Source organism: Ancylothrix sp. D3o (assembly GCF_025370775.1).
Lineage (GTDB): Bacteria > Cyanobacteriota > Cyanobacteriia > Cyanobacteriales > Oscillatoriaceae > Ancylothrix.
In genome coordinates this window covers 362,238-388,010 of sequence record NZ_JAMXEX010000001.1, presented here as the reverse complement: position 1 = coordinate 388,010, position 25,773 = coordinate 362,238, and the positions used below count along the sequence as shown (strand labels likewise).

Below are 25,773 nucleotides of genomic sequence, written 5' to 3'. Positions count from 1 at the left end.
TAACCGGCAACTTTAGAAAGGCTTTCCCTACAAATCAATTTCCGCTGTCACCAGATCAAAATTGCGATGTAAGCGGAAACCAAGCTTTTCACAAACACGCTGCATTTCGACATTTTCCGGCAAAATATCAGCAACTAAACGAGATAAATTTTCATCCTTGGCAACTTGAAGAAGCCGGTTTAACAACTCGGTTCCTAAACCGCGATGTTGGTATTGATCTGTAACCAAAAGCCCAAATTCGCCGTCATTTTTGCCGTGTACTTTTGTCAACCGGCCAAACCCCAACAAATGCCTTTCATGTGTTGCAGGATCGCGGTATTCCACCACCAAAGCCATCTCCTGATTGTAATCAATAAAACAAATTCGCGTCAAACGTTCGTGAGAAACACGCCGGCTTAACTTCAGCAAATTAAAATACCGAAAATAAACACTGCGGTCACTCAAACTTTCGTGAAATTTTACCACCAAAGGCTCATCTTCAGGACGAATAGGCCGAATCATCACCTCCATTCCATCCTTTGTTTGCCAAGGCGCAACATATTGAATAGGATAAGGACGAATAGCCGGCACCGGCAACTTTTCCTCCGGTGTTTCAGGATCATGCAAAACCACCCGTGCATCCAAAGCAATTAACTGTTCCGCAGAAGCCAACAAAGGATTAATATCAATTTCCTTAATCCAGCGCTGCTCTACCACCAACTGACTAAAACGTACCATTAATTGCTCTAACTTTTCCAAATCAACCGGCTGCCGCCCCCGTACTCCTTTCAGCGCTGTAAAAATCTTAGTTTGTTCCATCATTCTTCGCGCCAAAGTTGTATTTAAAGGCGGCAAAGCTAAAGCCCGATCTTTAAAAACTTCCACCAATTGTCCGCCGGTGCCAAACAACAAAACCGGCCCAAATTGTGCATCCAAACTACTGCCAATGATAATCTCATAACCCTCTACTTTCAACATTGGCTGTACCGTCACACCTTGGAAATGTTCAGCCCCGACTTTTTCCGTCACCGAAGACTTAATTCCACCATAAGCACCGCGTACCGTTTCCGCATCCTTTAACAACAACCGTACCCCACCCACATCAGTTTTGTGAGTGATGGTTTCAGAAAACAACTTTAAAACCACCGGATAACCAATTTGTTCCGCCAGTTTTACAGCCTCATCTTCGGTTCTAGCCACGCGAGTATCAACCGTTGGAATGCCATAAGCAGCCAGTAAATTTTTCGATTCATACTCAGTTAAAATGGTACGACCGGCAGCCCTGGCTTGTTGAATAATTCGCTGTGCTGTGGGCCGGTCAATGGGCGTATCACCATCATCTTTTGGCAAACTTGGCGTCTCATACAACCCCCGCAAATTGTAAGTGTAACGCCACATATAATTAAAAACGTGGGCTGCGGTATCGGGATAAGGAAAAGTGTAAATATTCGCCCGATTTAAAATTGCTTCACCGGCAGCAACTTCTGCACCACCCATCCAACTTGCTAACAACGGTTTGCCTTGTAAATGCGAAGTAACATTTTTTAATTGTTCCGCTGTTTGAGTTGGGTCACTCATAGCTTGCGGTGTTAAAATTGCCAACAAACCATCACTATTGGGGTCTTTTGCCGCAATTGCAATCGCTTTTGCATAACGTTCGGGATCAGCATCTCCCAAAATATCAATCGGGTTACCATGACTCCAATGAGGAGGCAAAATTTTATCAAGTTCTGCAATGGTTTCTGGGGCAAGTTGTGCCAACTCTCCACCTTCAGAAATCAACGCATCAGTGGTTAAAACTCCGGGGCCACCAGCATTTGTTAAAATCGTTAAACGTTTATTTTTCGGACGCGGTTGTTTTGCCAAAACTTCCGCCATATTAAACAAATCATCAATCGTATTAACTCGCAACACCCCAGAGCGACGGAAAGCAGCATCTAATACTTCATCACTTCCTGCCAGGGCGCCGGTGTGAGAGGCGGCTGCTTGTGCGGCGGCGGCAGTTCGACCGGATTTAATGACAATAATCGGTTTACTCAATGCTACTTCTCGCGCTGCCGAAAGAAAAGACCGAGCATCCCCGATAGACTCCATATAAATGACGATACTTTTTGTGCGGGTATCGTCGCCAAGATAATAAATTAAATCGCCCCAGTCTACATCTAACATCGAACCGATAGACACAAAGGCACTGAAGCCGACATTTTCGCGGAAACTCCAGTCAAGAATTGCTGTACACAACGCCCCACTTTGACTGATAAATCCGACATTACCCGGTCTTGCCATCACACTTGCGAACGTCGCATTTAGGCCGGTGAGCGGACTCATCACCCCTAAACAGTTGGGGCCGATAATTCTCAAGTGGCCTCGGTGGGCTTCTTCGAGGATTTGGCGTTCTAATTCTACACCTTCGGGGCCAATTTCTTTGAAGCCGGCAGAAATGATAATCGCACCTTTGACACCACTTTCGACGCACTCAGAAATCACAGCGGGGACAGTTTGTGCCGGGGTGACGATCACTGCCAAATCGACTTTTTCGGGTACTACAGAAATGGACGGATAAGCTTTGATACCGAGAACACTGTGGCGTTTTGGGTTCACCGGAAAAACTGTACCCCCAAACGGGCTACTAATTAAATTCCATAATATTGTGCGGCCTACGCTGCCTGCTTTTTCGGTTGCACCAATCACGGCGACGGTTTTGGGTGCAAAAATGGCATCGAGGGGCTGGCGTTCGTAGCTTAATAAGTCTTGGGAAAGATTGGTCGTTCGTTGGATCGTTTGCATTAGTCTCTCCTATTATCCGACCGTAGGGCCACCATCTACGGTTTCCTACTGTTTGGCCGGCTTTTTTGGCTGGTTTTTGTCTCCCTATGTCTAGGCTAACGTTTTGTTTTCCAGAAGGATGTTTTTTTTAACACAATGGTAATATTTGCCGAACATTCTCTTCTTTTAGCCTTTTCTCTTTTGAGTTTACTGGATATTTTCCCTGTTTGTAGCCTTTTTTTGACTGCATACCGACTGCTCTCTACAATTTGTCGTTTTTTCTGTTCCTTCTCTAAGGACTGGTTTAACCCGGTTGTTTGATCAAGGCCAATCTCTAGGTTAACCCGCCCTTACATAGCTTGTTTTAGGAATTTTAGGTAATAAATACCTAGGAAATTGTTAACAGATTTTTAGGTTATCTTCCTAACCGTGAACATTTTTCACCGGCTCCACACTTGACTGGTAGCTTAAGTTACAATATGCTTAGAAATAAGAGGAGTAAATTCTCAAAAGGAAGGGAAAATTTTTCTCAAGCTATACCCTGAAAGGCGTGGATCACGCTGTTAAACAGAAAAATCGGGTTTTAGGTTTATTCTTTATTTAAAAATAGAAAGCGTTGATCCCCACTGTGATTTCCGTAACTTAGGCGAAAACCAAGAAAGTCAGACATAAAAAATCTTGACTGCCGGTTGACCGGCATCTACAAATTTTATCCCCTAAACAAATCTCGCCTAAGTTGGGCAAAGCAGATGTCGCGTAATTTACGCATATTTGCGGAAAAATTAGCCGTAACTAATGAAAATTTATCTCAAACTCCCCGTAGAAATACGGGAAAAACCCAAACGAATGTAAGGGAAGGATACGGACATGGAAAATAACATTAATTTCCACCATAAATATCAAGATGTGTTTGTTGATAAGCGGATCAATCACGGTTTAGCTAATAATGAAAATTTGACTCATACCCATCGGGCGGTATGTTTCAATAACCAAAACAAACTTTTTTGCGGGCTGGAAATGCTGGGGATGAAAAACCTCGCTCATGTTTATCAAAATTTGCCCATTCCCAAATTAATAGAACATACCCTTGCTCGCGGCGAAGGTGTCTTAGCTTCCAATGGTACCTTATGTGTAAATACCGGCAAATATACCGGACGCTCTCCTAATGATAAATTTGTTGTCGATGAACCCAGCAGCCGCCAGGATATCGACTGGAATAAACTTAATGTTCCCATTTCCGAAGAAAACTTTAAACGTCTCTACCGCCGTGTTCTTTCGTATGTTCAAGGCCGTGATCTCTACATATTTGATGGCTTTGTTGGCGCTGATACGGGTTATCAAAAAGCCGTGCGCGTAGTAACAGAACTGCCGGCCCAAAGTTTATTTGCCCAGCAAATGTTTATTCGCCCCACCCCAGAAGAACTGCAAAACCATTATCCAGATTTTACGGTAATTTCCGTGCCAGGATTACACGGCGATCCCGAAGATGATGGCATTAATTCCGAAGCTTTTATCGTTATTAATTTTGGCAAACGACTTGTCATTATTGGCGGTTCTAAGTATGCCGGTGAAATTAAAAAATCGGTGTTTTACTTAATGAATTACTTTATGACAAAAGAAAACGTTTTGCCTATGCACTGTTCGGCAAATATGGACGCAAACGGCAACACGGCTTTATTTTTTGGGCTTTCTGGCACCGGCAAAACTACCCTTTCTGCTGACCCCGAACGCCGGTTAATTGGCGATGACGAGCACGGATGGAGTAGAGAAGGCATTTTTAACTTTGAGGGCGGCTGCTACGCAAAAACCATTAAACTTTCTAAAGAAAATGAACCGCAAATCTGGGATGCGTTGCGTTTTGGTGCTTTGATGGAAAATGTGATTTTAGACTCCCAAACGCGCATTCCTGACTACAACGACGGTATTTTAACTGAAAATACTCGCGCTGCTTATCCGCTTGACTATATCCCTGGTGCGGTAATTCCTAGCATGGGGAGTCATCCTAAAACGGTGATATTTTTAACGGCAGATGCGTTTGGGGTATTGCCACCGATTTCTAAACTCACGACCGAGCAAGCGATGTATCACTTTATGTCAGGATACACAAGTAAGGTGGCCGGTACCGAACGCGGGATCACGGAACCACAAGCTACTTTTTCTGCTTGTTTTGGTAAGCCGTTTTTGCCTTTGTCGGCGACGGTGTATGCCAAAATGCTTGGGGAACGTCTCGAACAACTAGGCGCAACGGTTTATTTAATTAACACCGGCTGGTCTGGTGGCCCGTATGGGGTGGGACATCGCATTGCAATTAAGGATACTCGCGCGATGGTTTCGGCGGCGCTAAATGGGTGGTTGGATGATGTGAAATTCTATCCCCATCCGATATTTAAGGTGTTGGTGCCTAGTTATGTACCTGGTGTGGATAGTGCAATTTTAGATGCCCAAAGTACCTGGGGTGATAAGGAGGCTTATCACCGTGCTGCTTTAGACCTTGCTTGCCGGTTTGCAACTAATTTTCAGCAGTACACGAAGGCACCGGCTTCTATAACGGCGGCGGCGCCGGAGTCTGGTGTGGGGTGTGTGTTGATGCCGGTGTGATTAAAGATGGATTTTTGAGGTAGCATTTTTGATGCCATATCCGGCCAATCTCTAAAGTATCTAAAAGTTTTCTTAAGTTTGAAAGTTCTCTTCTTGCTTGGTAAAACCCTTGCACTGTATGGGTTATGCGGTGCGGGGGCTTTTTTTTGGGGAAAAAACAGGGAGTATTATTTTTGGAAGAGGTTTTTGCCTGTCTAGTTGTCTTTGGTTAGATTTTTTTAACCGCAGATGTAAGGCAGGCAAGATGCCTGCCCCACAGATGGTTTTTTGCGGCGATGCAGGTTAATGTTTTTTTCGCTAAGTTGATATCTGGATGTGTGGGGCGAATTAAAGCTGAGTTGATTTTAATCTAACCACCACAAGTATTTTGAAGGATTCGCATCCGCTTCCATTACAGATTTTGTAGAAAGCTATACCACAAGGAGATTTTTTGCATGGCACCTGTTAAAGTCGGAATTAATGGTTTTGGTCGGATTGGTCGGTTGGTTTTTCGGGCCGGTTTGGGTCATCCTGAAATTGAGTTTGTTGGTATTAATGATTTGGTTCCGCCTGAGAGTCTTGCTTATTTGCTGAAATATGATTCCACGCATGGCCGTTATAAGGGTTCGGTGGAAGTGGCTAAGGATGGGATTATTGTTGATGGGAAGTATATTCCTTGTGTTTCAATCAAAAATCCTGAAGAGTTGCCCTGGGGTAAGTTAGGTGCGGATTATATTGTGGAATCCACCGGCTTGTTTACGGATTATGAAGGCGCTTCTAAACACCTGAAAGCTGGGGCAAAACGGGTGATTATTTCGGCACCAACTAAGGAAAAAGACCCGGAAAAAGTACCGACTTTGTTGGTGGGTGTGAATGAGGATAAGTATGATGCTAGTAAGCATACTGTGGTTTCTAATGCTAGTTGTACAACCAATTGTCTGGCGCCGGTTGCTAAGGTGATTCAAGATAATTTTGGCTTGAGTGAAGGTTTGATGACGACGGTTCACGCTATGACTGCAACTCAACCAACCGTAGACGGGCCAAGTAAAAAAGATTTCCGGGGAGGTCGTGGGGCCGGTCAAAATATTATTCCTGCTTCCACCGGCGCCGCCAAAGCTGTGACTTTGGTTTTACCAGAGTTAAAGGGTAAATTAACCGGCATGGCATTTCGTGTTCCTACGCCTGATGTTTCGGTAGTTGATTTAACATTCCGTACCGAAAAAGCTACCAGCTACAAAGAAATTTGTGAGGCGATGAAAGCCGCATCAGAAGGCCCTCTCAAGGGAATTTTAGGATATACAGAAGATGATGTAGTTTCTTCTGATTTTACCGGCGATTCTCATTCCAGCATATTTGATGCCGGGGCGGGTATTGAGTTAAATTCCAACTTTTTTAAAGTCGTTTCTTGGTACGACAATGAGTGGGGTTATTCTTGCCGGATGATTGATTTAATTTTGTCAATGGCAGCAAAAGATTAATTTTCCCAATCCCAACTTATCCCGTAAACACAAGTTTTTAAAAACCCGGTTTCTCAAACAAACCGGGTTTTTCTAATAGCAAACCCGCCTAAAAAAGCGCCCCTAACCCCAAACACCAACAAATAACCCATCTGTGGGGCAGGCATCTTGCCTGCAATTCATCGGCGGTTAAAAAACTCTTATCTCATAATCCCAAACAACCACAGAAAAATTGCCCCCACCGGCAAGCCATTAACTTTTTTGAGGAACACCACTTACTTTCAATAAATCAGTAAAACTTTTGCAATAAACCGGCAGCCCAAAAGTCCCAGGATTAACAGGATTTTGATAAGTAAAATGCCGGTATTCCAAACAAAAGCGATCCCAAGCAGCCATTTGAATGCGAAAAACCTTAATAATCACATTAGCTAAAGTCGGACTTAAATCAACGCGAAATTTAATTTCTTTTCCTAAATATTCGCAGGCAGTTTCTACGGCTTGATTGACTGTCACCGGTTCAGTTCCTAATACTAAACTTCGGTTTTCTCCTTCGCCTGGAGGATTATCAATCAGGTGATTTACTACAGCGGCGATATCTTTGCCGTGAATAAAATGGAAACTGCCATCAGCTTTTAAAAAGCGGATTAAATCAATCCATTTAACCACTTGTGGCAACCCAGAGGTAAGGTGAGAAAACGGTTTATTTTCATCTCCTCCTAAGACTAAAGTAGGATAGAGAGTTGTTACCATTTTGGCTAGGGGTAAGCGGGAAAATTGCCCGTAACATTCATATTTTGAGCTTATATAGTCTGTACCCAGTTGGCCGGCTTGGGGTAATAATTCGTTATTGCGGCCTAAAATGCTGGCGGTAGAAAAATAAATAATGTGTTCACATTTCCCCGCTTCTAGCATTTTCATTAGTTGAATTGTTTTATTGACGTTTACATCACAAACTGCTTTGATCCCTCCCCAAGCGGTCGCTGTCAACACTGCCACATCAATGTTTTTGATTAATGCGCCATACTTTTCAATTTCCACCATATCGCCTTGGATGATATGAACACCAGGGCGAACTGTGCAATCAATTTTCAGTTTTTCGGGTGTGCGGACAAACAGATATAATTCGTGGTTGGTTTGCTGTATTAAGGTTTCGCTGATGTAATGACCAATACATCCACTCGCGCCGGTGATGAGAATTTTTTTCATAGTTGGTAATTCGGGGATAGCGTCTTTGATGCCTTACCCGCCCTTAATTTGGGTGTTGTGATTCGCTAAGGAACACTTTAATAAGAACTAGGAATAATTTTAGAAGTTTCTGGCACAAAAAAAGTTATAGGTTGGGTTTTTCAACCCAACCTACAAAAACTGCCGGCTGACACCTGAGTGGTTAGGCGCGGGCCATCAATTGATCTGCTTGTTTGGCAGTTTCAAAGAAGTAAGCGGCGTTTTCTTCTGGGGTGTTGGCGATAATACCATGACCCAAATTCAGAATATGGCCTCGGTTGCCGGCTTTGCGGATGGTGTCGAGGATACGCTGGCGGATAAAGTCTTTGGAACCAAATAAGGCGCAGGGATCGATGTTTCCTTGTACCCCGACATTTGGGCCGAGACGTTTACGCGCTTCTGCCATGTCCACTGTCCAGTCAAGGCTGACGATATCGACACCAGACTGGGCCATGCGTTCTAGCAAACCGGCACTGCCATTGATATACAAAATCATTGGGGTGTCGGGGTGGGTGGCTTTGACTTGTTGGACAACACGCTGCTGGTAAGGCAAGGCAAAGATATCGTAGTCTTGGGGCGAAAGATGGCCGGCCCAAGAATCGAACATTTGCACCACTTGGGCACCGGCGTCGATTTGATAGCGGACATACACAGCGATTGCATCGGCAATTTTGCCTAACAATTCATGTAAGATGGCCGGTTCCGAGAAGGCCATGCTTTTAATGATCGTGTAGTCTTTGGAAGATTTTCCTTCAATGGCGTAGGCGGCGAGCGTCCAAGGTGCTCCCACAAAGCCTAATACCGTCGCTTTATTGCCTACTTCTTTGCGTAAAGTTTGCAAGATTTCTCCCACAAAAGGCACACATTCAGCGGGGTTGAAGGGAAGGAGATTTTTAACTTGTTCTGCGGTGCGGATGGGCGGGTCGATGATTGGCCCTTTGCTTTCGATGATATCAAAAGGAATGCCCAGCCCCGGCAGGGGGGTAAGAATGTCGGAAAATAGAATTACGCCGTCTGGCTGGAAGGCCCGAAACGGTTGGAGGGAGATTTCAAGGGCGAGATCGACGTTTTCGGAACGTTCGCGGAACGAGGGATATTTTTGCCGTAAGTCGCGGTACTCTTTCATGTACCGGCCGGCTTGCCGCATCATCCACACGGGGGGCCGGTCAAGCACTTCGCCTCGCGCTGCCCTTAGTAAATAGGGTAGCTGGGTTAACCCAGTCATTTAGACTTCACCTTATTTGTATCTTAAATGCCATAGTAAGCTTACCATTGTAGCTATTGCGAGTTGGCAGGTTTACAATTGTTCATATTTGCTGAGTTCAGGCAAAGTTGAGGAAAGGCTGAAAATTTTACTTGCTGTCTGGTGGGGATGCAGAAGCCATTGTGGCTGCCAAAACCTCCTTTTTCTGACCGGCCTCTTCATTTTTGCTAATGGCAGGAGATCGGGGAATTTCGATCTGAAATTCTGTGCCTTTGCCGAGTTCGGAAATACAAGAAAGGTTTCCTTTGTGTTTTTCGACAATAATTCTATAGCTGATCGATAAACCCAGGCCGGTGCCTTTTCCCACCGGCTTTGTTGTAAAAAACGGATCAAATAATTTGCCTTTTGCTGCTTCACTAATGCCGGGGCCATTATCAGCAATTCGGATTCTAACATGGCTATTATCTATTTCGGTACAAATAGAAATTGTGGGCTTAACTTCTTCTGTACAGGCATCGTTTTGGCATTCTTTCCCTTTGGGCTTCTCACCGTTTCTGAGAGGTTCTAAAGCGTCAATGGCGTTGGTAATAATATTCATAAATACTTGATTCAAACTGCCGGCGTAGCACTCAACTGGCGGTAATTTACCGTAGTCTTTGACAACTTCTATCGCGCGTAATGTGCCGTTGCATTTGAGACGATTTTGCAAAATCAGCAAAGTATTATCGATGCCTTCATGCAAATCAACCAGCTTCATTTCTGCTTGATCAACGCGAGAAAAATTCCGTAAAGATAAGACAATTTGGCGAATTCTATCAGCGCCAATTTTCATCGATGCCAGCAATTTAACCAAATCATCCCGCAAAAACTCCAAATCGATAGTTTCGCTGTGTTCTTGAATTTCTGGGGGCGGTTCTGGATAATATTTTTGGTAGAGTCCCACCAAGTCTAACAACTCTTCAATATAGTTGTTAGCGTATTTGAGATTGCCATAAATAAAATTGACGGGGTTATTAATTTCGTGGGCAACACCGGCCACCAATTGCCCCAAACTAGACATTTTTTCTGTTTGAATTAATTGGGCTTGACTTTGCTGTAAGTCTTCTAAAAGTTGAGCCAATTGTTGCGCTTGAGCGGTGGCGGTGGCAGCGGCGGCTTTTGCCCTAGCATAAAGATAAGCTTGATGAATAGAAATCGCTAATTGATCGGCGACGGCTTGAGAAAGTTCGAGGTCATTTTTTGACCAATAACGAGTATGAGAACATTGATTTAGGTAAAGAATAGCATGAAGTTGATTATTTGCCTGCACCGGCACCACCAACGAGGATTTAATTTGAGCTTGTTCGTATTCAGAATTGTTGCTATCAATACGCGGATCTTGAGTGACATCAGAAATTACAACCTGTTGCCGGTGTTGAATCACCCAGTTAGTTATCGGCCCGTGTGTGTCAAAATACTCTACAGATGGGGGAAAAGGATCTCGGCAAACTTCAAACAAATGCCGGCGACGGAAACCAACTAATTTAGCTGCTTCTTCGAGTTCTTCTTCTGATAAAATATAACCGCTTTTGCCGTCTTCTATTTCATCATGTTCTACCAAATGAACTAAACATCTGTCTGCTTTTAATGCTTCCATTAATTGAGCAATTGCCGAGCTAAGAATCGTCTCTAAATTTAAACTTTGACGAGTTTGGCTAGTGATTTGATTAACTAATTGTTCGCGTTGGGCTTGTTTTTGAGTTTGCTCATAAAGTTGAGCTTGACGGATGGCAATTTCTAACTGTTGAGCGAGGGATTCCAAAAATTCTATTTCTCCACTTTTCCAGCGACGGGGATGATCGCACAAACAGGCAATAAATCCTATCCAACCTGATTTACTTTTGACGGGAATTAATAAGTTAGAAACTGAACCTAAAACACTTTTATTTTCAGCTTGGTGAGTTCTGGTAAATTGAGAATATTTTGCCATCCCAGAAAGCAAACGAGTCACCGAAAGAAGGCCGGCGGAATTAACCTGTTGACCATAATTTACAATTAAAGAACCTTGAGCAATAGCGGTGCCGTTGTTGCCAAAACTTTCGAGGGGGTGATACCCCACAGATGAGGGAGAACCTTCCCCGCAAATACACTCGCAAACAACTTGCACTCGTTGAGTATCGCTGTAGTACCACAAAAAACTACATCGATCTAAATTCAGCAAACTAGCTACTTCATCAACGGCAGTTTGCAGCACAACTTTTAACTCTAGCGAGTTACGAATACGATCAATAATTTTTCGCAACAAGGCGCTTTGTTTGTCGGGGTGGCTGAGTTGATTCATTAGTTGAGTTTGAGGAGAAATCGCAAAGATTGAAGATAACCGGTGTAACCAAGAGGTTGTTAGTTCCATGACATAATTTCACTTAAATAAATCGCTGTTGCTCGCAAAAAACTCGGCATCCTTGCTGATGGCTATCGCATTCCACCCTGTCTCATTAACATTTTATAGTTTGAGTTGCCGGCTTATTTATTGATGGCAATCAAAATTCACCACCTGACCCGCTTATCGAGGGGATAGTCTGGCATCAGCGCTGCTGGGACTTGTTCAAGAAAAAATAGAGTATTGGCCCTATGGACTTTATACAAGATTCAGGAACGCTAAAAATGTTCGCAGCGAACTTGACCGCTGAATTAAAATAGGCATTCACCGGCTATATATTCCAACGCAGGCTCGATAATAGCACCGCCAGAAAATATAAGGTGGATGTTTATTAGGGACTTTTTTCCAGAGATTAGGAGATCGGCACAGAAGGAGCAAACATATAAAAAAAACAAAAATTAGTATAATGTGCTTAAAAAAACTTGGAGAGTATCTAACTAAAGTTAACGCGGGGCCAAAAAAACGATTTTTTGCGTTTGGCCTATAGTTTAAAGATTCTTAGATATTACCAACTAAGGGATGAAATTTTGTCATAAAACTTTATTTTTTTTCAAAAATAGCTTACAATGCCCCACAGTTATTAACAATAAGGAGTAAATACAACAATGTCGGAGGCAACGCAGCCGCTGACAGTTCCTAAACAATTTGTCGGGCCTCCAGGGGACGTAAACCCGACTTTAATTATGTTTTTAGGTGCAGTCGCCATGTTCGCCAGTTCTCACATAGGGTACTGGTTTTTTCACTGGGTAGACTGGTGTTGCTTTTGCACAAACGTGCTTGCCCTACATTTAGTAGGCACAGTCATTCACGATGCCTCTCACAATGTTGCCCATCGCAACCGAATTGTCAACGCGCTGTTAGGGCACGGCAGTGCTTTAATGCTAGGGTTTGCCTTTCCGGTATTTACCCGCGTGCATTTGCAACACCACGCCCACGTTAACGACCCCAAAAACGACCCGGATCACTTTGTTTCCACCGGCGGGCCCCTGTTTTTAATTGCAGCCAGATTTTTTTACCACGAAGTCTTCTTTTTCAAAAGACGTTTGTGGAAAAAATGGGAATTGCTGGAATGGTTTTTAAGCCGGCTTTTTGTGGGCAGTATCGTCTATATTGCTTGCCAGCATGATCATTTGGGTTACATCCTCAACTTTTGGTTTTTACCGGCCTTAGTTGTCGGTATAGCCTTGGGATTATTTTTTGATTATTTACCTCACCGGCCCTTTGTAGAACAAGACCGCTGGAAAAATGCCAGAGTTTACCCAAACGCCATTTTAAACATCTTAATTATGGGACAAAACTACCATCTCATACATCATTTGTGGCCTGCAATTCCTTGGTACTACTACAAACCCGCCTACGAAGCAACCAAACCCTTATTAGATGCCAAAGGTTGCGAACAAACCCTGGGATTATTACAAGGAAAAAGCTTTTGGAGTTTTGTTTACGACATCTTTATAGGCATTCGCTTTCATCACCACAGCGAAGCCACCAAACAACTCTAATCGTCATTTGTCAGTAGAGACGTTCTGCCAAAACGTCTCTACTGACAAATCACTAACTTAAACTTAAACTCCGATCAGGACGAAGATTTTGAGCGAGGCGTAAATAGGGGTGATAAATGCGGTCTTGAAGAACCGGCAAATTAACATGAATTAAAAAGCGAATACAGCGAGGCAAACTGCCCTCAACGTGCATTTGCTGAACATCCAAAAGAGCCACATTATCCCACCCAGGACGACTTCTGGCAATAGCAGCAGGAAAGATAACATCAATATCGCGCGTTACAGAAAAAGTGACGCTAATAATATTTTCAGGATCTAAATCATTGCGTGACTCTAACTCATCCAACAGTTCAGTTACCGCCTCTTGAATTGCTTCAACCGTATTTTCTGAAACAGTTGTAGCGCCACGAATTGCCCTTACTTTCCACTCCACGCCAAAAAACCTCCTGGGATTACAAAATTTAGAATTTAGATTTTAGACATTTGACTTGATTGCCCAGGCACAATTTTAGGCATTAAAACACACTTTAAAACCTAAAATTGCACCTAGCGCCTTACTTAAGGCCGGTACATCCACAAAGGTTGACCGCTGGTAGACAATTCAAAGTCTAACCAACCCACACCGGCAGAGAATTTAGAACTCGCTTGCGAACTTCCCAAAATCCGACTCAGCGGTGGTTTGCGTTCTTCAAAAGTATAACAGCGGGTTTTTTCAGGATCTAACCCCACCAGTTCCGCAGCCCAGCGGCGAGCGTCTTCTTCCGTACCCAGCCGGTCAATCACCCCCAAGTTTAAAGCTTGTTCCCCAGTAAAAATGCGACCATCCGCAAAACTTTTTACCGTTTCAACCGCCAACTTTCTCGCCTCAGCCACCGTTTGCACAAACTGGCCGTAACTCGTATCAATAAGCTGCTGCAAAATTTCTTTTTCGGCCTCAGTTAATTCGCGGTCAAAAGACAAAATATCTTTATACGGCCCCGATTTAATCACCTTAAAAGAAACGCCAATTTTTTCCAGCAACCGCTCAATATTATTGCCGCGAAGAATCACCCCAATGCTGCCGGTAATCGTGCCTGGGTTCGCCACAATATGATGAGCACCCATAGCGATATACACCCCACCAGAAGCCGAAATATTGCCAAAACTGGCAACAATTTTAACTTTTTCGCCTAACTTTTTTAAAGCACTATAAATTTCTTGAGAATCCCCCACTGTCCCGCCCGGACTGTCAATGCGTAAAAGCAGAGCAGGAAACTTCTTTTCCTCAATAGTTTTTAGCGCTTCTAAAACTTGTTTACGAGTTGCACCGGCAATTGCACCCGTAACTTCAATGCGAGCAATTTGTTTACGAAAACTCGGTTTAAACGGCCAAATCATGCAATTAAAAATCCCCTTGGGGTCTAAACAATAGTTTGGTTTTTTGTACAGATGATATCCCGCATCCCAGCGTGAAAAAATTTCACACCCAGCCTAACATTAAGGATAATTTTGACAAGCCCACTTTCTGAAGCCAGACAAGAAGGCGTGACAATAATCTTCTGCCATCTATTCTAGTTTGCCCGATGCCCGAAACTTTGGAGAGTGCGGATCACCGCTTCTGTTGCCCTCAATTCTTGAGAGTTTGTTAAGAACTGTAGACGCAATACACTCAGATTTCTTAACAAAATTACATAATTCGCTAAAATTGAAGAGGCTGGGCCATGCAACACCGGCCCCAGAAATCGCGCAGGCCAAAGAAACCAAAAAAAACATCAATCAAAAAAACTCCATGCAATCATCAGTCAACACTTCAAAAATCCCCTATTACACACTGCTATTAATCGCACCATTTTTCCTCTGGGGGACAGCAATGGTAGCCATGAAAAGCGCCATCCCCAACACAACAGCATTTTTTGTAGCCGGTGTGCGCCTAGTTCCAGCCGGCCTGCTAGTCTTAGCAGCAGCCCATTTAGCCGGTAGATCCCAACCCAAAGGCTGGAAAGCCTGGTTATGGATCAGCCTATTTGCCGTAGTAGATGCAGCCATGTTTCAAGGCTTTTTAGCCCAAGGCTTAGTCAGAACCGGCGCCGGACTCGGCTCAGTAATGATAGACTCCCAACCCTTAGCCGTCGCCATATTATGCAGATTTTTATTTGCCGAACAAATAGGAATATGGGGATGGTTAGGGCTATTAATCGGCGTTTTAGGCATTAGCTGCATAGGCTTACCCGATCAATGGATACTCGAAATACTACAAGGACACTTTTCTGCAATTAGCCAAAATTTTGAACCAGGGCAAAACCTAGCCACCTCCCTATTCCAAAGCGGCGAATGGTTAATGCTACTAGCAGCCCTATCAATGGCCCTCGGCACCGTCACCATACGCAAAGTCAGCCAATATGCAGATCCCGTCGTCGCCACAGGCTGGCACATGATCATAGGCGGCTTACCCTTATTTGCCCTCTCCGCCGTCACCGAAACCCAACAATGGCAGAACCTAGACTTAGCCGGCTGGCTAGGATTAGCTTACGCCACAGTCTTTGGCAGTGCAATTGCCTATGGTTTATTTTTTTACTTTGCATCCAGCGGTAACCTCACCAGTCTCAGCGCCTTAACCTTCTTAACTCCCGTCTTTGCCCTACTCTTTGGCAACTTATTCTTAGGAGAAATGCTCAGTCCCTTACAAACAGCAGGAGTTTGCCTGACCTTGCTGAGTATATATTTAATCAATCAGCGCGATAACATTGCCCAAATACTGAATGTCAAACGGGGTATAGCCGCAACAGAAAACCAACTGCTATTAACAAGAGTTCAAGACAAACCAGCAGAAAAAATACCCCTGCAAGTCCGCCTCAGCGAAACAGAAACAGAAATTTAAGCGGTTTCGATAGATAACGGTAGGATTGAGCTAGTTTAGTTACACCAGAAACTACGCTGGTTCACTCTCCCACCCCCTCGCTCTTAACTATGGCGCTTTACCGCTCCACTGCGTTGTTTATCACCTGCGCTAGTTGCTTGGGTTTGTTCACTTCTCCTGCAACTGGCTCATCCTACCCCCAGCAACCGGGGGAGAGCTTTTTGACACCCGTACAACTAGCTCAAACCGACGCCCCTCCAACCACACCCCCTCCCACCCTACAAGCAGGTGATCGTGGGCCGGCTGTGGAACAATTACAAACAAGCCTCAAAAAATTAGGATTTTATACCGAAACAGTAGATGGGTTTTATGGAGAAACAACCATTGATGCGGTGGCAAAATTTCAGCAGTCGGTAGGCTTAACCTCCGATGGTATTGCCGGTGCAATTACCACACAACGCCTCCAAACCGCCGTTCAAAAGTCTCAAGAATCAATTGTCAAAACTTCCCAACCCAAACCCAACCCTGCAAAAAAACCTGGATTGTTGCAAGGCAAAAGAGGATTCTTTTTGCTGGGATTAGGGGGTATAGCTTTAGTGGCAATTGTCGGAGGCTTGTTTTATTTATTAATGCGTTCGGGAGAAGAAACCGAACCAGACGAATATGATCAGCAAGACCGACAATTAAAACCTAAAGTACCCCAAACCCAAAAATTTGACACTTCTAAACAATTGGAATCGACATCAAAACCTCAACAAAATTACGAAAATAATGGGTTTTCTGAATGGGGTACAAATCCCTCCGAACAGCATGATGCTCCACAACTGGTAAATAAGACGGGGGAGGCTCTAGCCTTTGATGAAATGCCTCGTCTCAGTAAAATTGATATTGTTGAAGAATTAATTAGAGACTTGCCAACTCTTGACCAATTCAAACGGCGTAAAACAATTTGGGAATTAGGACAACGGGGTGATTCCAGAGCGATTCAGCCGTTGGTAAATTTATTAATAGATTCCGATTCTCAGCAGCGCAGTTTGATTTTAGCTGCTTTGTCAGAAATTGGCACCCGCACCCTTAAACCAATGAATCGCGCTTTAGCTCTTTCTTTAGAAGATGATAATGCTGAAGTTCGTAAAAATGCGATTCGAGATTTAAGCCGCATTTACGATTTGCTTTTGCAAATGAGTCAGCTTTTGCGGCGGGCGGTAGATGATGAGGATGTAGAGGTTCAGGAGACTGCTCGCTGGGCTTTGGGTCAATTAAATAATATTCGCTTTGTTGCGGGAGTTGATACCCCTCAGCGACGTTCAGATTCGGGGAGTTCCAGAGACAATTCCCACGACAATTTAAGTTAGGATTATTATTTGATGTTTTGCGGGTGGATGCTTAATGAGGTTGTTATTTTTATCTACTTCTGTCGGGCCTTTGGGTACTGGTTTAGGCGGTGGAGTTGAGTTAACTCTTTATAATGTGGCGCTGGAAATGTTGCGTCGCCAGCATCAGTTAACAATTTTGGCTCCAATGAATTCCCAAATGGGAAACTTACCCATAGTAGAAGTGGCGGGGGAGTTGCAGGTGCCGGCCCAAACTCAAGATCGTGATGTGCCGGTGATCATGGCAGGTAATTCTGTGCTGGTAAATATGTGTGAATATGCCCGCAAAGTCCAATCTGAATATGATTTAATAGTTAACTTTGCTTATGATTGGTTGCCCTGTTTTTTAACTAGGTTTTATAATATTCCCATTGCTCATGTTATTAGTATGGGTTCGCTCAGTCAGGCAATGGATACCATTGTGGGCGAAATAGTCCAAGAGTTTCCTGGTACAATTGGCGTTTGTACAAAAGTCCAAGCAGAAACTTTTACCTTTGCCAAAGACTGTAAAGTATTAGGCAGTGGCATAGATTTATCGCTTTATAATTATTGCGAAACCCCAGAAAATCAACTGGCTTGGGTTGCCAGAATTGCCCCAGAAAAAGGCTTAGAAGATGCAGTAGCAGCCGCACAAATCCTAGGAATTCCCCTCAAGATTTTTGGAAAAATTCAAGATCAAGAATATTGGGAAAAAATCCTCCGAGATTATCCCGATGCACCCATAGAATACGTCGGTTTTTTATCTACAACTGCACTACAAGCCCAGTTAGGAAAATGCCGAGGAATGTTAATGACACCACGTTGGGTAGAAGCTTTTGGTAATGTTGCTATTGAGGCTTTAGCCTGTGGAGTGCCGGTGATTGCTTATCGTCGTGGCGGGCCCATCGAAATTGTCCGCGATGGCGAAACCGGCTTTTTAGTTGAACCAGATAGCGTTGATGCCTTAGTTGATGCTATTAATAATCTCGATAAAATTAACCGCTATTATTGCCGGAAACAAGCAGAAGAAGAATATTCTTTGCCGGCCTGGGGCGATAGAATGGAACAATGGTTTAAGAATATATTAACCGCAGATAAACGCAGATAAACGCGGATAAAATTCTAGATTCTATCTGTGTTCATCTGTCTTTTGTCCCGAACAAAAAAACCATCTGCGTTTATCTGTGGTGCAGGCATCTTGCCTGCCATACCTCTATCTGCGGTTAATAAAAAAACCCATGCAAAAACCGATCAAAATTTGCCAACCGGCCCCCCTCAAAAAAGGTGATTTACTCCGAGTAATTGCCCCTTCAGGATGCCTACGAGAAACCGAAGCCTTCGAGAAAGGTGTAGAAATTTGGCGAAATCGAGGTTATCGAGTCGAATTGTGCGAAGGCTATGATAGCCGGTGGGGATATCTCGCCGGCACCGATGAAGCCCGCCGCTATCAATTAGCACAAGCCTGGAATGATCCTGAATGTAAAGGGATTTTATGCGCCAGAGGTGGTTATGGTGGTGCGAGATTGTTAGAAAATTGGACATGGCCGACCACTGAGGCTAAATGGTTAATTGGTTTTTCCGATATCACCGGCCTGCTGTGGAGTCTTTGCACTATGGGCGTTTCTGGTGTTCATGGCCCCTTATTGACAACGATTGCAGCAGAGCCAGACTGGTCTATTACGCGGTTGTTTGATTGGGTGGAAAATCGCAGTTTAGAAGCTTTACAAGGCACCGGCTGGGGGGGTGGTGTCGTGTCTGGATTATTATTGCCGGCAAATTTGACAGTGGCGACGCATTTGTTAGGGACACCTGTTCAGCCTTCCTTTGACGGCGTAATTTTAGCCTTTGAGGATGTGGGAGAAGCGCCTTATCGTCTGGATAGAATGCTGACACAATGGCGATTAATGGGGATGTTTACGGGGGTAAAAGGTATTGCTTTGGGCCGGTTTTCGCGGTGTGAGGTAGAGGCCAAAATTCCCAGTTTTACAGTGGATGAAGTTTTGAAAAATCGGCTGGGAGATTTGGGGGTGCCGGTGGTGTCTGGTTTGCCGTTTGGCCATGAGGGGGAAAATGCAGCCTTGCCGGTGGGGGTGCCGGTAATTTTAGATGGGGATAGAGGGATTTTGAAATTTGAATAAACTTACTTAAAAAAACCAGGTTTGTTTAAAAAACCTGGTTTATTGAAAGCTCTTTTAAACAAAAGCGCGGTGTTGCAATTCTAGGGTAAAAGCTTCGCCTGGTTTAGGGTCAATAACTTTTGTGGAAAGGTTATTAGCTATGAGTAATTGTTGGAATTCTTCGACACTTCCGACAGCACGAAGAATCGACATTAATAACCCTTCAAAAATTACATCTCCACCCGCAGCCGTAGGTAAAATTACTTGCGGCTGCACCATTTTTGCTAAATCTAAAGCTGTTTGAGAACCTTTAATAACCGGCCCCAGAAAGGGAATTGCCAGGTCAATAAGGGGACTAATGACAACATCAATGGGGGCAAACTCTTTGAGGGTAGGAGAGTGATAACCGTGTGGTTCATAATAAAGACTTGTGCCGGTTTCTAAATCCTTGAGCAGATAGGCATTTTCAACAGTAGTCGGGCCAATGGGAGACCCCGGAAAAGCGGTTATTTGTACCTTATTTGCCAGGGTGTAACTTTGATTGTGCAAAAGTGGCGTAACTTTGCTATATCCAAGTTGAGTGGTAACTTTAGCGGCGCCGGGGGAACCAACAACCGGGATAGTTTTTTGTAATTCTTTGAGAGTGGGAGGATGTGCGTGATCTTCCAGACCTTGAGAAAGGAGAATTAAATCAATATTTGCAGGAATTTGACGTGGTTGGGGTCGGTCGCCTTTAAATAACCAAGGAAGATTTCCAAAAACAAGAGGGCCAATTAACCAAGGGTCAAGTAAAATTCGCTGGCCGGCTGTTTCTATTAACCAAGAATTGCTATCTAGGTAAGTAAGCTGCATAGGTTTTTTTGCAGGTAGGGTATGTAATCACTCAAATAACCAATGACCAATGACCATTGACCAATGACCAATAATTTTTAGTTTAAAATGACTTCTTATAGAAAGCTAAGAAAAATTGTGGCAAATAAACAGCAAACAGCAACAACTATCGAAAGCCTGTTTGCAGGCAACACCGAAACCGCAGCAATGATGCGCTCACTCGACTGGTCTCAAACACCTCTTGGCCCTGTTGAGAATTGGTCGCAAAGTCTCAAAACCTGTGTGAGAATTACCCTCACTTGCAGACAGCCGATGTTTGTCTGGTGGGGAGAACAACTTATTAATATTTATAACGACGCTTACCGATCTGTGCTGGGGGGCAAACATCCACAAGCTCTTGGCCAACCGGCATCTGTAGTTTGGGCCGAAATTTGGGATCAAGTCGGGCCCCGTGCTGATCAGGCAATGCTCAACAATGAGGGTACTTATGACGAAGCCTTGTTGTTAATTATGGAGCGCAACGGCTACCCAGAAGAAACTTATTACACATTTTCTTATAGCCCTGTACCTGATGACGAAGGCGGCACCGGCGGGATTATTTGCGCGAATAGCGAAGATACGCAGCGGATCATCGGTGAACGTCAATTAGCTTTGTTGCGGGAATTGGCAGCCAATACAGCCGATGCTCGAACTTTTGACGATGCTTGCAGTTTAAGTGCAAAATGTCTGGAAACAAATCCATTAGATTTGCCCTTTGCAATGATATATCTGGTTGATTCTGTGCACGATAGCCTTTTTTTGGCCGGCACCTGCGGAATTGACCGAAATCATCCAGCCGTCCCCCAAACAGCCGCTCTTGACAGTAATTCAATTTGGCCGTTTGCGGAAGTAATTCAAACTCAGAAACCTTGTGTGGTTGAAAATTTACCGGCATTATTTGAAAAGCTACCCACCGGCGCTTGGTCAAGTCCTCCTCATCAAGCAGTTGCGGTGCCGCTGGCTGCTTCGGGCCAAACCGGCAAAGCAGGAATTTTAGTGGCCGGTTTGAATCCTTACCGGCTTTTTGATGACAATTATCAAGGTTTTATCACTTTAGTCGCCGCTCAAATTGCCGCTAGTATTGGTAATGCTCAAGCTTATGAAGAAGAGCGCAAGCGAGCCGAAGCTTTAGCAGAACTTGATCGAGCAAAAACAGCATTTTTCTCGAATGTCAGCCACGAATTTCGCACCCCCTTGACGTTAATGTTGGGGCCCCTAGAAGATTCTTTGCAAAGTTTGGCAGATCGTTTACAACCGGCAGAACGCGAACAGCTAGAAACGGTGCAAAGGAATAGTTTGCGTTTGCTGAAACTGGTTAACAGTTTGCTGGATTTTTCACGCATAGAGGCCGGTCGGATTCAGGCGAGTTACGAACCTACGGATTTATCGGCGTTTACCGCAGAATTGGCTAGTGTGTTTCGTTCGGCTATTGAAAAAGCGGGGATGCGTTTGGTGGTGGATTGTTCGCCTCTGCCAGAAAGCATTTATGTTGACCGAGTTATGTGGGAAAAAATAGTTTTTAATCTGCTCTCAAATGCTTTTAAATTTACTTTTTGTGGAGAGATCCGCGTAGCAATAAAATATGATAATGACCGCGTAAATTTTACTGTTCAAGACACCGGCACCGGCATTCCTCCTGAACAAATTCCCCATTTGTTTGAGCGTTTCCACCGCGTACCAGGGGCGCAGGGGAGAACTTTTGAAGGCTCAGGAATTGGTTTGTCTTTGGTGCAAGAATTGGTGAAGCTACACGGCGGGAGTATTGAAGTTAGTAGTGTGGTGGATGCCGGTACGACTTTTAAAATTTCTATTCCTACGGGTTGTGCTCATTTGCCGGCGCATCAAATTCAAGCAACCCGCAGCCTTAGTTCTACTGCCGTTAATGCTTCTGCCTATATTGAGGAGGCTGTGCGCTGGCTGCCAGAGGAGAAGAGGGTGCGGGAGTTGGGGCAAACCGAAATTGTGCCGGTTTCCGCTTCTAGGGATGAGTTGATTGGCCCGTCAGGACGGCAGAGGATTTTGCTGGCGGATGATAATGCAGATATGCGTGATTATGTCAAGCGGTTGTTAGCTCAGCATTATGAGGTAACGGCGGTGAGGGATGGGATGGCAGCATTGGCGGTAATTGAGCAGCAAATGCCTGATTTGGTTTTGACAGATATAATGATGCCGAATTTGGATGGTTTCGGTTTGCTCTCCCGGCTTCGGGCTAATCCAGCAACGCAGAATTTGCCGATAATTTTGCTGTCGGCGCGGGCGGGTGAGGAGGCGAGGGTGGAAGGTTTAGAAGCCGGTGCGGATGATTATTTGATTAAGCCTTTTTCGGCGCGGGAGTTGTTGGCGCGTGTGGAATCAACTTTGAAGATAGCCCGAATCCGTCGAGAGGCAACGCAACGTGAGCAAGTTTTGCGTTTGGAGGCTGAAGAGGCGAAGGAGAACCTAGAGGAGGTTTTGAGAAGTATTAATGATGGGTTTTTTGTGTTTGATGCTGAGTGGCGTTATGTGTATGTCAATGAGCGCAGTTCTCATATTACTCATTTGCCAAGAGAAGAAGTTCTAGGTCGGGTTTTTTGGGAGGTGTTTCCTGATTTGGTGGATACTGTGCTTTATCGGGAGTATCATCGAGCGGTGGAGCTTCAAAAATCGGTGCAGTTTGAGTATTTTTATGCGGGCTGGAATTGCTGGTATGAAAATCGGGTTTATCCGTTAGAAAATAATGGCGTTTCTGTGTTTGTAACGGATATTACGGCTCGCAAAAATGCGGAAGCAGCATTGCAAGAAAGTGAGGAGCGCTTGCAGTTGGCTTTGGTGGCAGCGAAAATGATTGCGTGGGAATGGAATCCTCATACGAATACTCTTATTACCAGTTCAAATTTTGCCAACATCTACGGTATAAGTCCTGTTCAATCGGTTGAAGAGGGTTTAGCTCTTGTTCAGGCTGAAGATAAGGCTCGTCACAGTGCGGCGCTGCAAAATGCTTTGGTGACTAAGACTGGTTATTTTTCGGAGTTTCGCGTTACTCGCCCTGATAATGGTGCTACGGTTTGGCTGGAAGAACGGGGCGAGCCGGTGTTTGATGCCCAAGGAAATGTGCAAAAGTTGATAGGCGTGACAATTGATGTGTCGGAACGCAAGCAGGCTGAATTTGGCTTCCGAGAAAGTGAGCGTCGTTTCCGGCGTTTGGTGGAGTCTAATGTTTTTGGGGTGGTGTTTGGGGATTCTCAGGGTGGGCTTCACTATGCGAATGATTATGTTTTAAAGATGTTGGGTTATTCTTCTGAAGAAGTTGGGCGTGGTTTCTTGAGGTGGGACGGGCTCACCCCTGCGGGGTTTGCAAGTTTAGATCAGAAGGCGATAGAGGAGATGGCTACTCAGGGGGTTTGTACGCCTTATGAAAAAGTTTATTTGCATAAAAATGGCACCCCAGTACCGATTTTGGTTGGGGCGGCTATGTTGCAAGAACCTTACAATAGTAATCAGGAAATTATTGCGTTTATTTTAAATTTGACTGAGATTAAGTTGCTGGAAGCTGAGCGCAATGAGTTACGAGATCAAACCGAACGGTTTTTTGCTTTGGCTGTTGATATGTTGGCGATTGCCAATTTTGAGGGTTATTTTATTCAGCTTAATCCTTCTTGGGAGCGGACTTTGGGTTTTTCTGTGGCTGAGTTGATGGCGCGTCCTTATATTGATTTTGTGCATCCTGATGATCGGGCGGCGACAATGGCTGTGGGGGAAAATTTAGCGCAGGGTATTGCGACGATTGCTTTTGAAAATCGCTATCTCTGTCGTGATGGTTCTTATCGTTGGATTAGTTGGAATGTGGTGCCGGTGCCAGAGCGAAATGTGCTTTATGGGGTGGCTCACGATGTGACTGAGCGTAAGCTCGCGGAGGTGGAGCGCTCACAATTGCTGGCGCGGGAGCAGTTGGCGCGGGAGCAAGCGGAACAGGCTAATCGAATTAAGGATGAGTTTTTGGCGGTGTTGTCTCACGAGTTGCGTACTCCGCTGAATCCGATTTTGGGTTGGGCAAAAATGCTGCTGACTGGCCGGTTGGATGCGGCGAAAACGCGGCTGGCGGTGGAGACGATTGAGCGAAATGCTAAGTTACAAACTCAGTTGATTGAGGATTTGTTGGATGTGTCGCGGATTTTGCAAGGTAAGCTGAGTTTGCATAAGGTTCGGGTTGATCTGCGAGGGGTTATTGAGGCGGCTTTGGAAACGGTGCGGTTGGGGTTGGAGGCAAAGTCACTTTGTGTTGAAAGTGTTTTTGATTGGGGGGTTGGTGCGGTTTTGGGTGATCCGGCTCGTCTTCAGCAGGTTTTTTGGAATTTGCTTAGTAATGCTGTTAAGTTTACTCCTGAAGGTGGGAGGATTAGCGTTTGTTTGAGGAATTTGGATTCATATATTCAAATTGAGGTGAGTGATACGGGTAGGGGAATTGAGCCTGATTTTTTGCCTTTTGTTTTTGAATATTTCCGTCAGGCTGATGGTTCGACGACTCGGACTTTTGGGGGTTTGGGTTTGGGTTTGGCTATTGTTCGTCATTTGGTTGAGTTGCATGGAGGTATGGTGCAGGCTGAGAGTTTGGGTGTGGGAATGGGTTCGACTTTTACGGTGATGTTGCCGGTGCTTAAGGAGGATGGGGATACAGCGGCTGATGATTTTTTGAATTTAGATTCGCCGGCTTTGTCGCTTTCTGGTGTGCGGATTTTGGTTGTTGATGATGATGCTGATACTCTTGATTTTTTGGCGTTTGTTTTGGAGCAGTTTGGTGGGGTGGTGACTGCGGTTGCTTCAGCGGAAAAGGCTATTTTGGTGATTAAGAAAGAGTTGCCGGATATTTTGTTGAGTGATATTGGTATGCCGGATATGGATGGTTATATGTTGGTTCGTGAGGTTGGCAAGTTTTTGGCTGGTGTGGGTAAAAGTTTGCCGGCGATTGCTTTGACTGCTTATGCTGGGGAAATTGACCGGCAACAGGCGTTTTCTGCTGGTTTTGTTGGGCATATTTCTAAGCCGGTGGAGCCGGAAATGCTGGTTGAAATGATTGCCAGTTTTGTGAATTTAGGCGGTAATAATTGAAAGCCGGTGAACAAATCAAAATTTAAAGAAACTGGGTTTCTTTTTAATATCTCTGCGGGGATGCAAAAATTATCGCAGAAAGCCGGTTTCTCAAACCTACCACCGGCCACCACAAACAAATGATAAAATACTAAACAAACCTGAATCATCAAATATGAGAGAAATCACTTTTCTCATAGAAGAATCTCCAGAGGGAGGGTTCAATGCTCGCGCCGTTGGAGTTTCTATTTTTACTGAAGCTGAAAATAGAGCAGAATTGCATGATCAAATTCGGGATGCTGTAATGTGCCATTTTGAAGAAGGAAAAGCACCCCAAACTATCCGACTTCAATTATTGCGGTAAGTACCAATACCGTAAACGATACCCGCCTATAAAAATACCAAT

At 44.5% G+C, this 25,773-nt stretch carries 17 protein-coding genes; 10 read left to right on the top strand and 7 right to left on the bottom strand.

The annotated features are described in order from the left end of the window. Positions 1 to 27: 27 nt before the first annotated feature. Positions 28 to 2,766: a bifunctional acetate--CoA ligase family protein/GNAT family N-acetyltransferase gene (locus tag NG798_RS01735; protein WP_261220070.1), complete on the bottom strand. Its 2,739-nt coding sequence runs from the start codon at positions 2,764 to 2,766 to the stop codon at positions 28 to 30. A gap of 728 nt (positions 2,767 to 3,494) precedes the next feature. Between NG798_RS01735 and NG798_RS01730 the strand changes: the two genes are divergently transcribed. The 3 genes from NG798_RS01730 to gap all read left to right on the top strand — a co-directional run bounded on the left by NG798_RS01730 (position 3,495) and on the right by gap (position 6,800). After that, positions 3,495 to 3,623 (top strand): hypothetical protein, encoded by a 129-nt coding sequence (locus NG798_RS01730; protein WP_261220069.1) that lies wholly within the window; start codon positions 3,495 to 3,497, stop codon positions 3,621 to 3,623. Then, on the top strand, positions 3,613 to 5,343 hold the full coding sequence (pckA, locus tag NG798_RS01725; protein WP_261220068.1) for a phosphoenolpyruvate carboxykinase (ATP): 1,731 nt from the start codon (positions 3,613 to 3,615) through the stop codon (positions 5,341 to 5,343). The genes NG798_RS01730 and pckA overlap by 11 nt, the downstream gene beginning before the upstream one ends. Positions 5,344 to 5,777: 434 nt before the next feature. Next, positions 5,778 to 6,800: a type I glyceraldehyde-3-phosphate dehydrogenase gene (gene gap / locus NG798_RS01720; RefSeq protein WP_261220067.1), complete on the top strand. Its 1,023-nt coding sequence runs from the start codon at positions 5,778 to 5,780 to the stop codon at positions 6,798 to 6,800. Positions 6,801 to 7,031: 231 nt separating this feature from the next. Here the strand turns inward: gap and NG798_RS01715 are convergent, their stop codons facing one another. The 3 genes from NG798_RS01715 to NG798_RS01705 form a co-directional block, all read right to left on the bottom strand. After that, positions 7,032 to 7,985, bottom strand: a complete 954-nt coding sequence (locus NG798_RS01715) for an NAD(P)-dependent oxidoreductase (protein WP_261220066.1) — start codon at positions 7,983 to 7,985, stop codon at positions 7,032 to 7,034. Between the two features lie 181 nt (positions 7,986 to 8,166). Beyond that, positions 8,167 to 9,228, bottom strand: a complete 1,062-nt coding sequence (gene hemE / locus NG798_RS01710) for a uroporphyrinogen decarboxylase (protein ID WP_261220065.1) — start codon at positions 9,226 to 9,228, stop codon at positions 8,167 to 8,169. Between the two features lie 127 nt (positions 9,229 to 9,355). Next, positions 9,356 to 11,596 (bottom strand): GAF domain-containing sensor histidine kinase, encoded by a 2,241-nt coding sequence (locus NG798_RS01705; RefSeq protein WP_261220064.1) that lies wholly within the window; start codon positions 11,594 to 11,596, stop codon positions 9,356 to 9,358. 635 nt (positions 11,597 to 12,231) lie between these two features. On the opposite strand from NG798_RS01705, the gene crtR reads away from it, so the two are divergent. Beyond that, a complete protein-coding gene (gene crtR / locus NG798_RS01700) occupies positions 12,232 to 13,128 on the top strand; it encodes a beta-carotene hydroxylase (RefSeq protein WP_261220063.1) in 897 nt (298 codons plus the stop codon). Between the two features lie 52 nt (positions 13,129 to 13,180). Here crtR and aroH read toward each other — a convergent pair whose 3' ends face one another. Then, entirely contained in the window at positions 13,181 to 13,561 is a 381-nt protein-coding gene (gene aroH / locus NG798_RS01695; protein ID WP_261220062.1) for a chorismate mutase, read from the bottom strand. A gap of 125 nt (positions 13,562 to 13,686) precedes the next feature. Next, the gene (gene sppA / locus NG798_RS01690) at positions 13,687 to 14,505 is read right to left on the bottom strand and encodes a signal peptide peptidase SppA (RefSeq protein ID WP_261220061.1); all 819 of its coding nucleotides are present in this window, start codon (positions 14,503 to 14,505) and stop codon (positions 13,687 to 13,689) included. Positions 14,506 to 14,896: 391 nt separating this feature from the next. On the opposite strand from sppA, the gene NG798_RS01685 reads away from it, so the two are divergent. The 4 genes from NG798_RS01685 to NG798_RS01670 all read left to right on the top strand — a co-directional run bounded on the left by NG798_RS01685 (position 14,897) and on the right by NG798_RS01670 (position 19,454). Then, positions 14,897 to 15,985 carry a DMT family transporter gene (locus NG798_RS01685; protein ID WP_261220060.1) on the top strand — a complete coding sequence of 363 codons (1,089 nt, stop codon included), beginning with the start codon at positions 14,897 to 14,899 and terminating at the stop codon, positions 15,983 to 15,985. Between the two features lie 200 nt (positions 15,986 to 16,185). Continuing rightward, positions 16,186 to 17,319 (top strand): peptidoglycan-binding protein, encoded by a 1,134-nt coding sequence (locus NG798_RS01680; RefSeq protein WP_261220059.1) that lies wholly within the window; start codon positions 16,186 to 16,188, stop codon positions 17,317 to 17,319. Positions 17,320 to 17,353: 34 nt separating this feature from the next. Further along, a complete protein-coding gene (locus NG798_RS01675; protein WP_261220058.1) occupies positions 17,354 to 18,424 on the top strand; it encodes a glycosyltransferase family 4 protein in 1,071 nt (356 codons plus the stop codon). Positions 18,425 to 18,554: 130 nt separating this feature from the next. Further along, positions 18,555 to 19,454 carry an LD-carboxypeptidase gene (locus tag NG798_RS01670; protein WP_261220057.1) on the top strand — a complete coding sequence of 300 codons (900 nt, stop codon included), beginning with the start codon at positions 18,555 to 18,557 and terminating at the stop codon, positions 19,452 to 19,454. A 54-nt stretch (positions 19,455 to 19,508) separates the two neighbouring features. On the opposite strand, the gene NG798_RS01665 is transcribed toward NG798_RS01670, so the two are convergent. Continuing rightward, a complete protein-coding gene (locus NG798_RS01665; RefSeq protein WP_261220056.1) occupies positions 19,509 to 20,285 on the bottom strand; it encodes an MBL fold metallo-hydrolase in 777 nt (258 codons plus the stop codon). A gap of 117 nt (positions 20,286 to 20,402) precedes the next feature. Here NG798_RS01665 and NG798_RS01660 point away from each other — a divergent pair, with 117 nt between their 5' ends. Both NG798_RS01660 and NG798_RS01655 read left to right on the top strand, forming a co-directional pair. Next, positions 20,403 to 25,388 (top strand): ATP-binding protein, encoded by a 4,986-nt coding sequence (locus tag NG798_RS01660; protein ID WP_261220055.1) that lies wholly within the window; start codon positions 20,403 to 20,405, stop codon positions 25,386 to 25,388. Positions 25,389 to 25,542: 154 nt separating this feature from the next. Then, a complete protein-coding gene (locus NG798_RS01655; protein WP_261220054.1) occupies positions 25,543 to 25,731 on the top strand; it encodes a 2-oxoisovalerate dehydrogenase in 189 nt (62 codons plus the stop codon). Positions 25,732 to 25,773 lie beyond the last annotated feature (42 nt).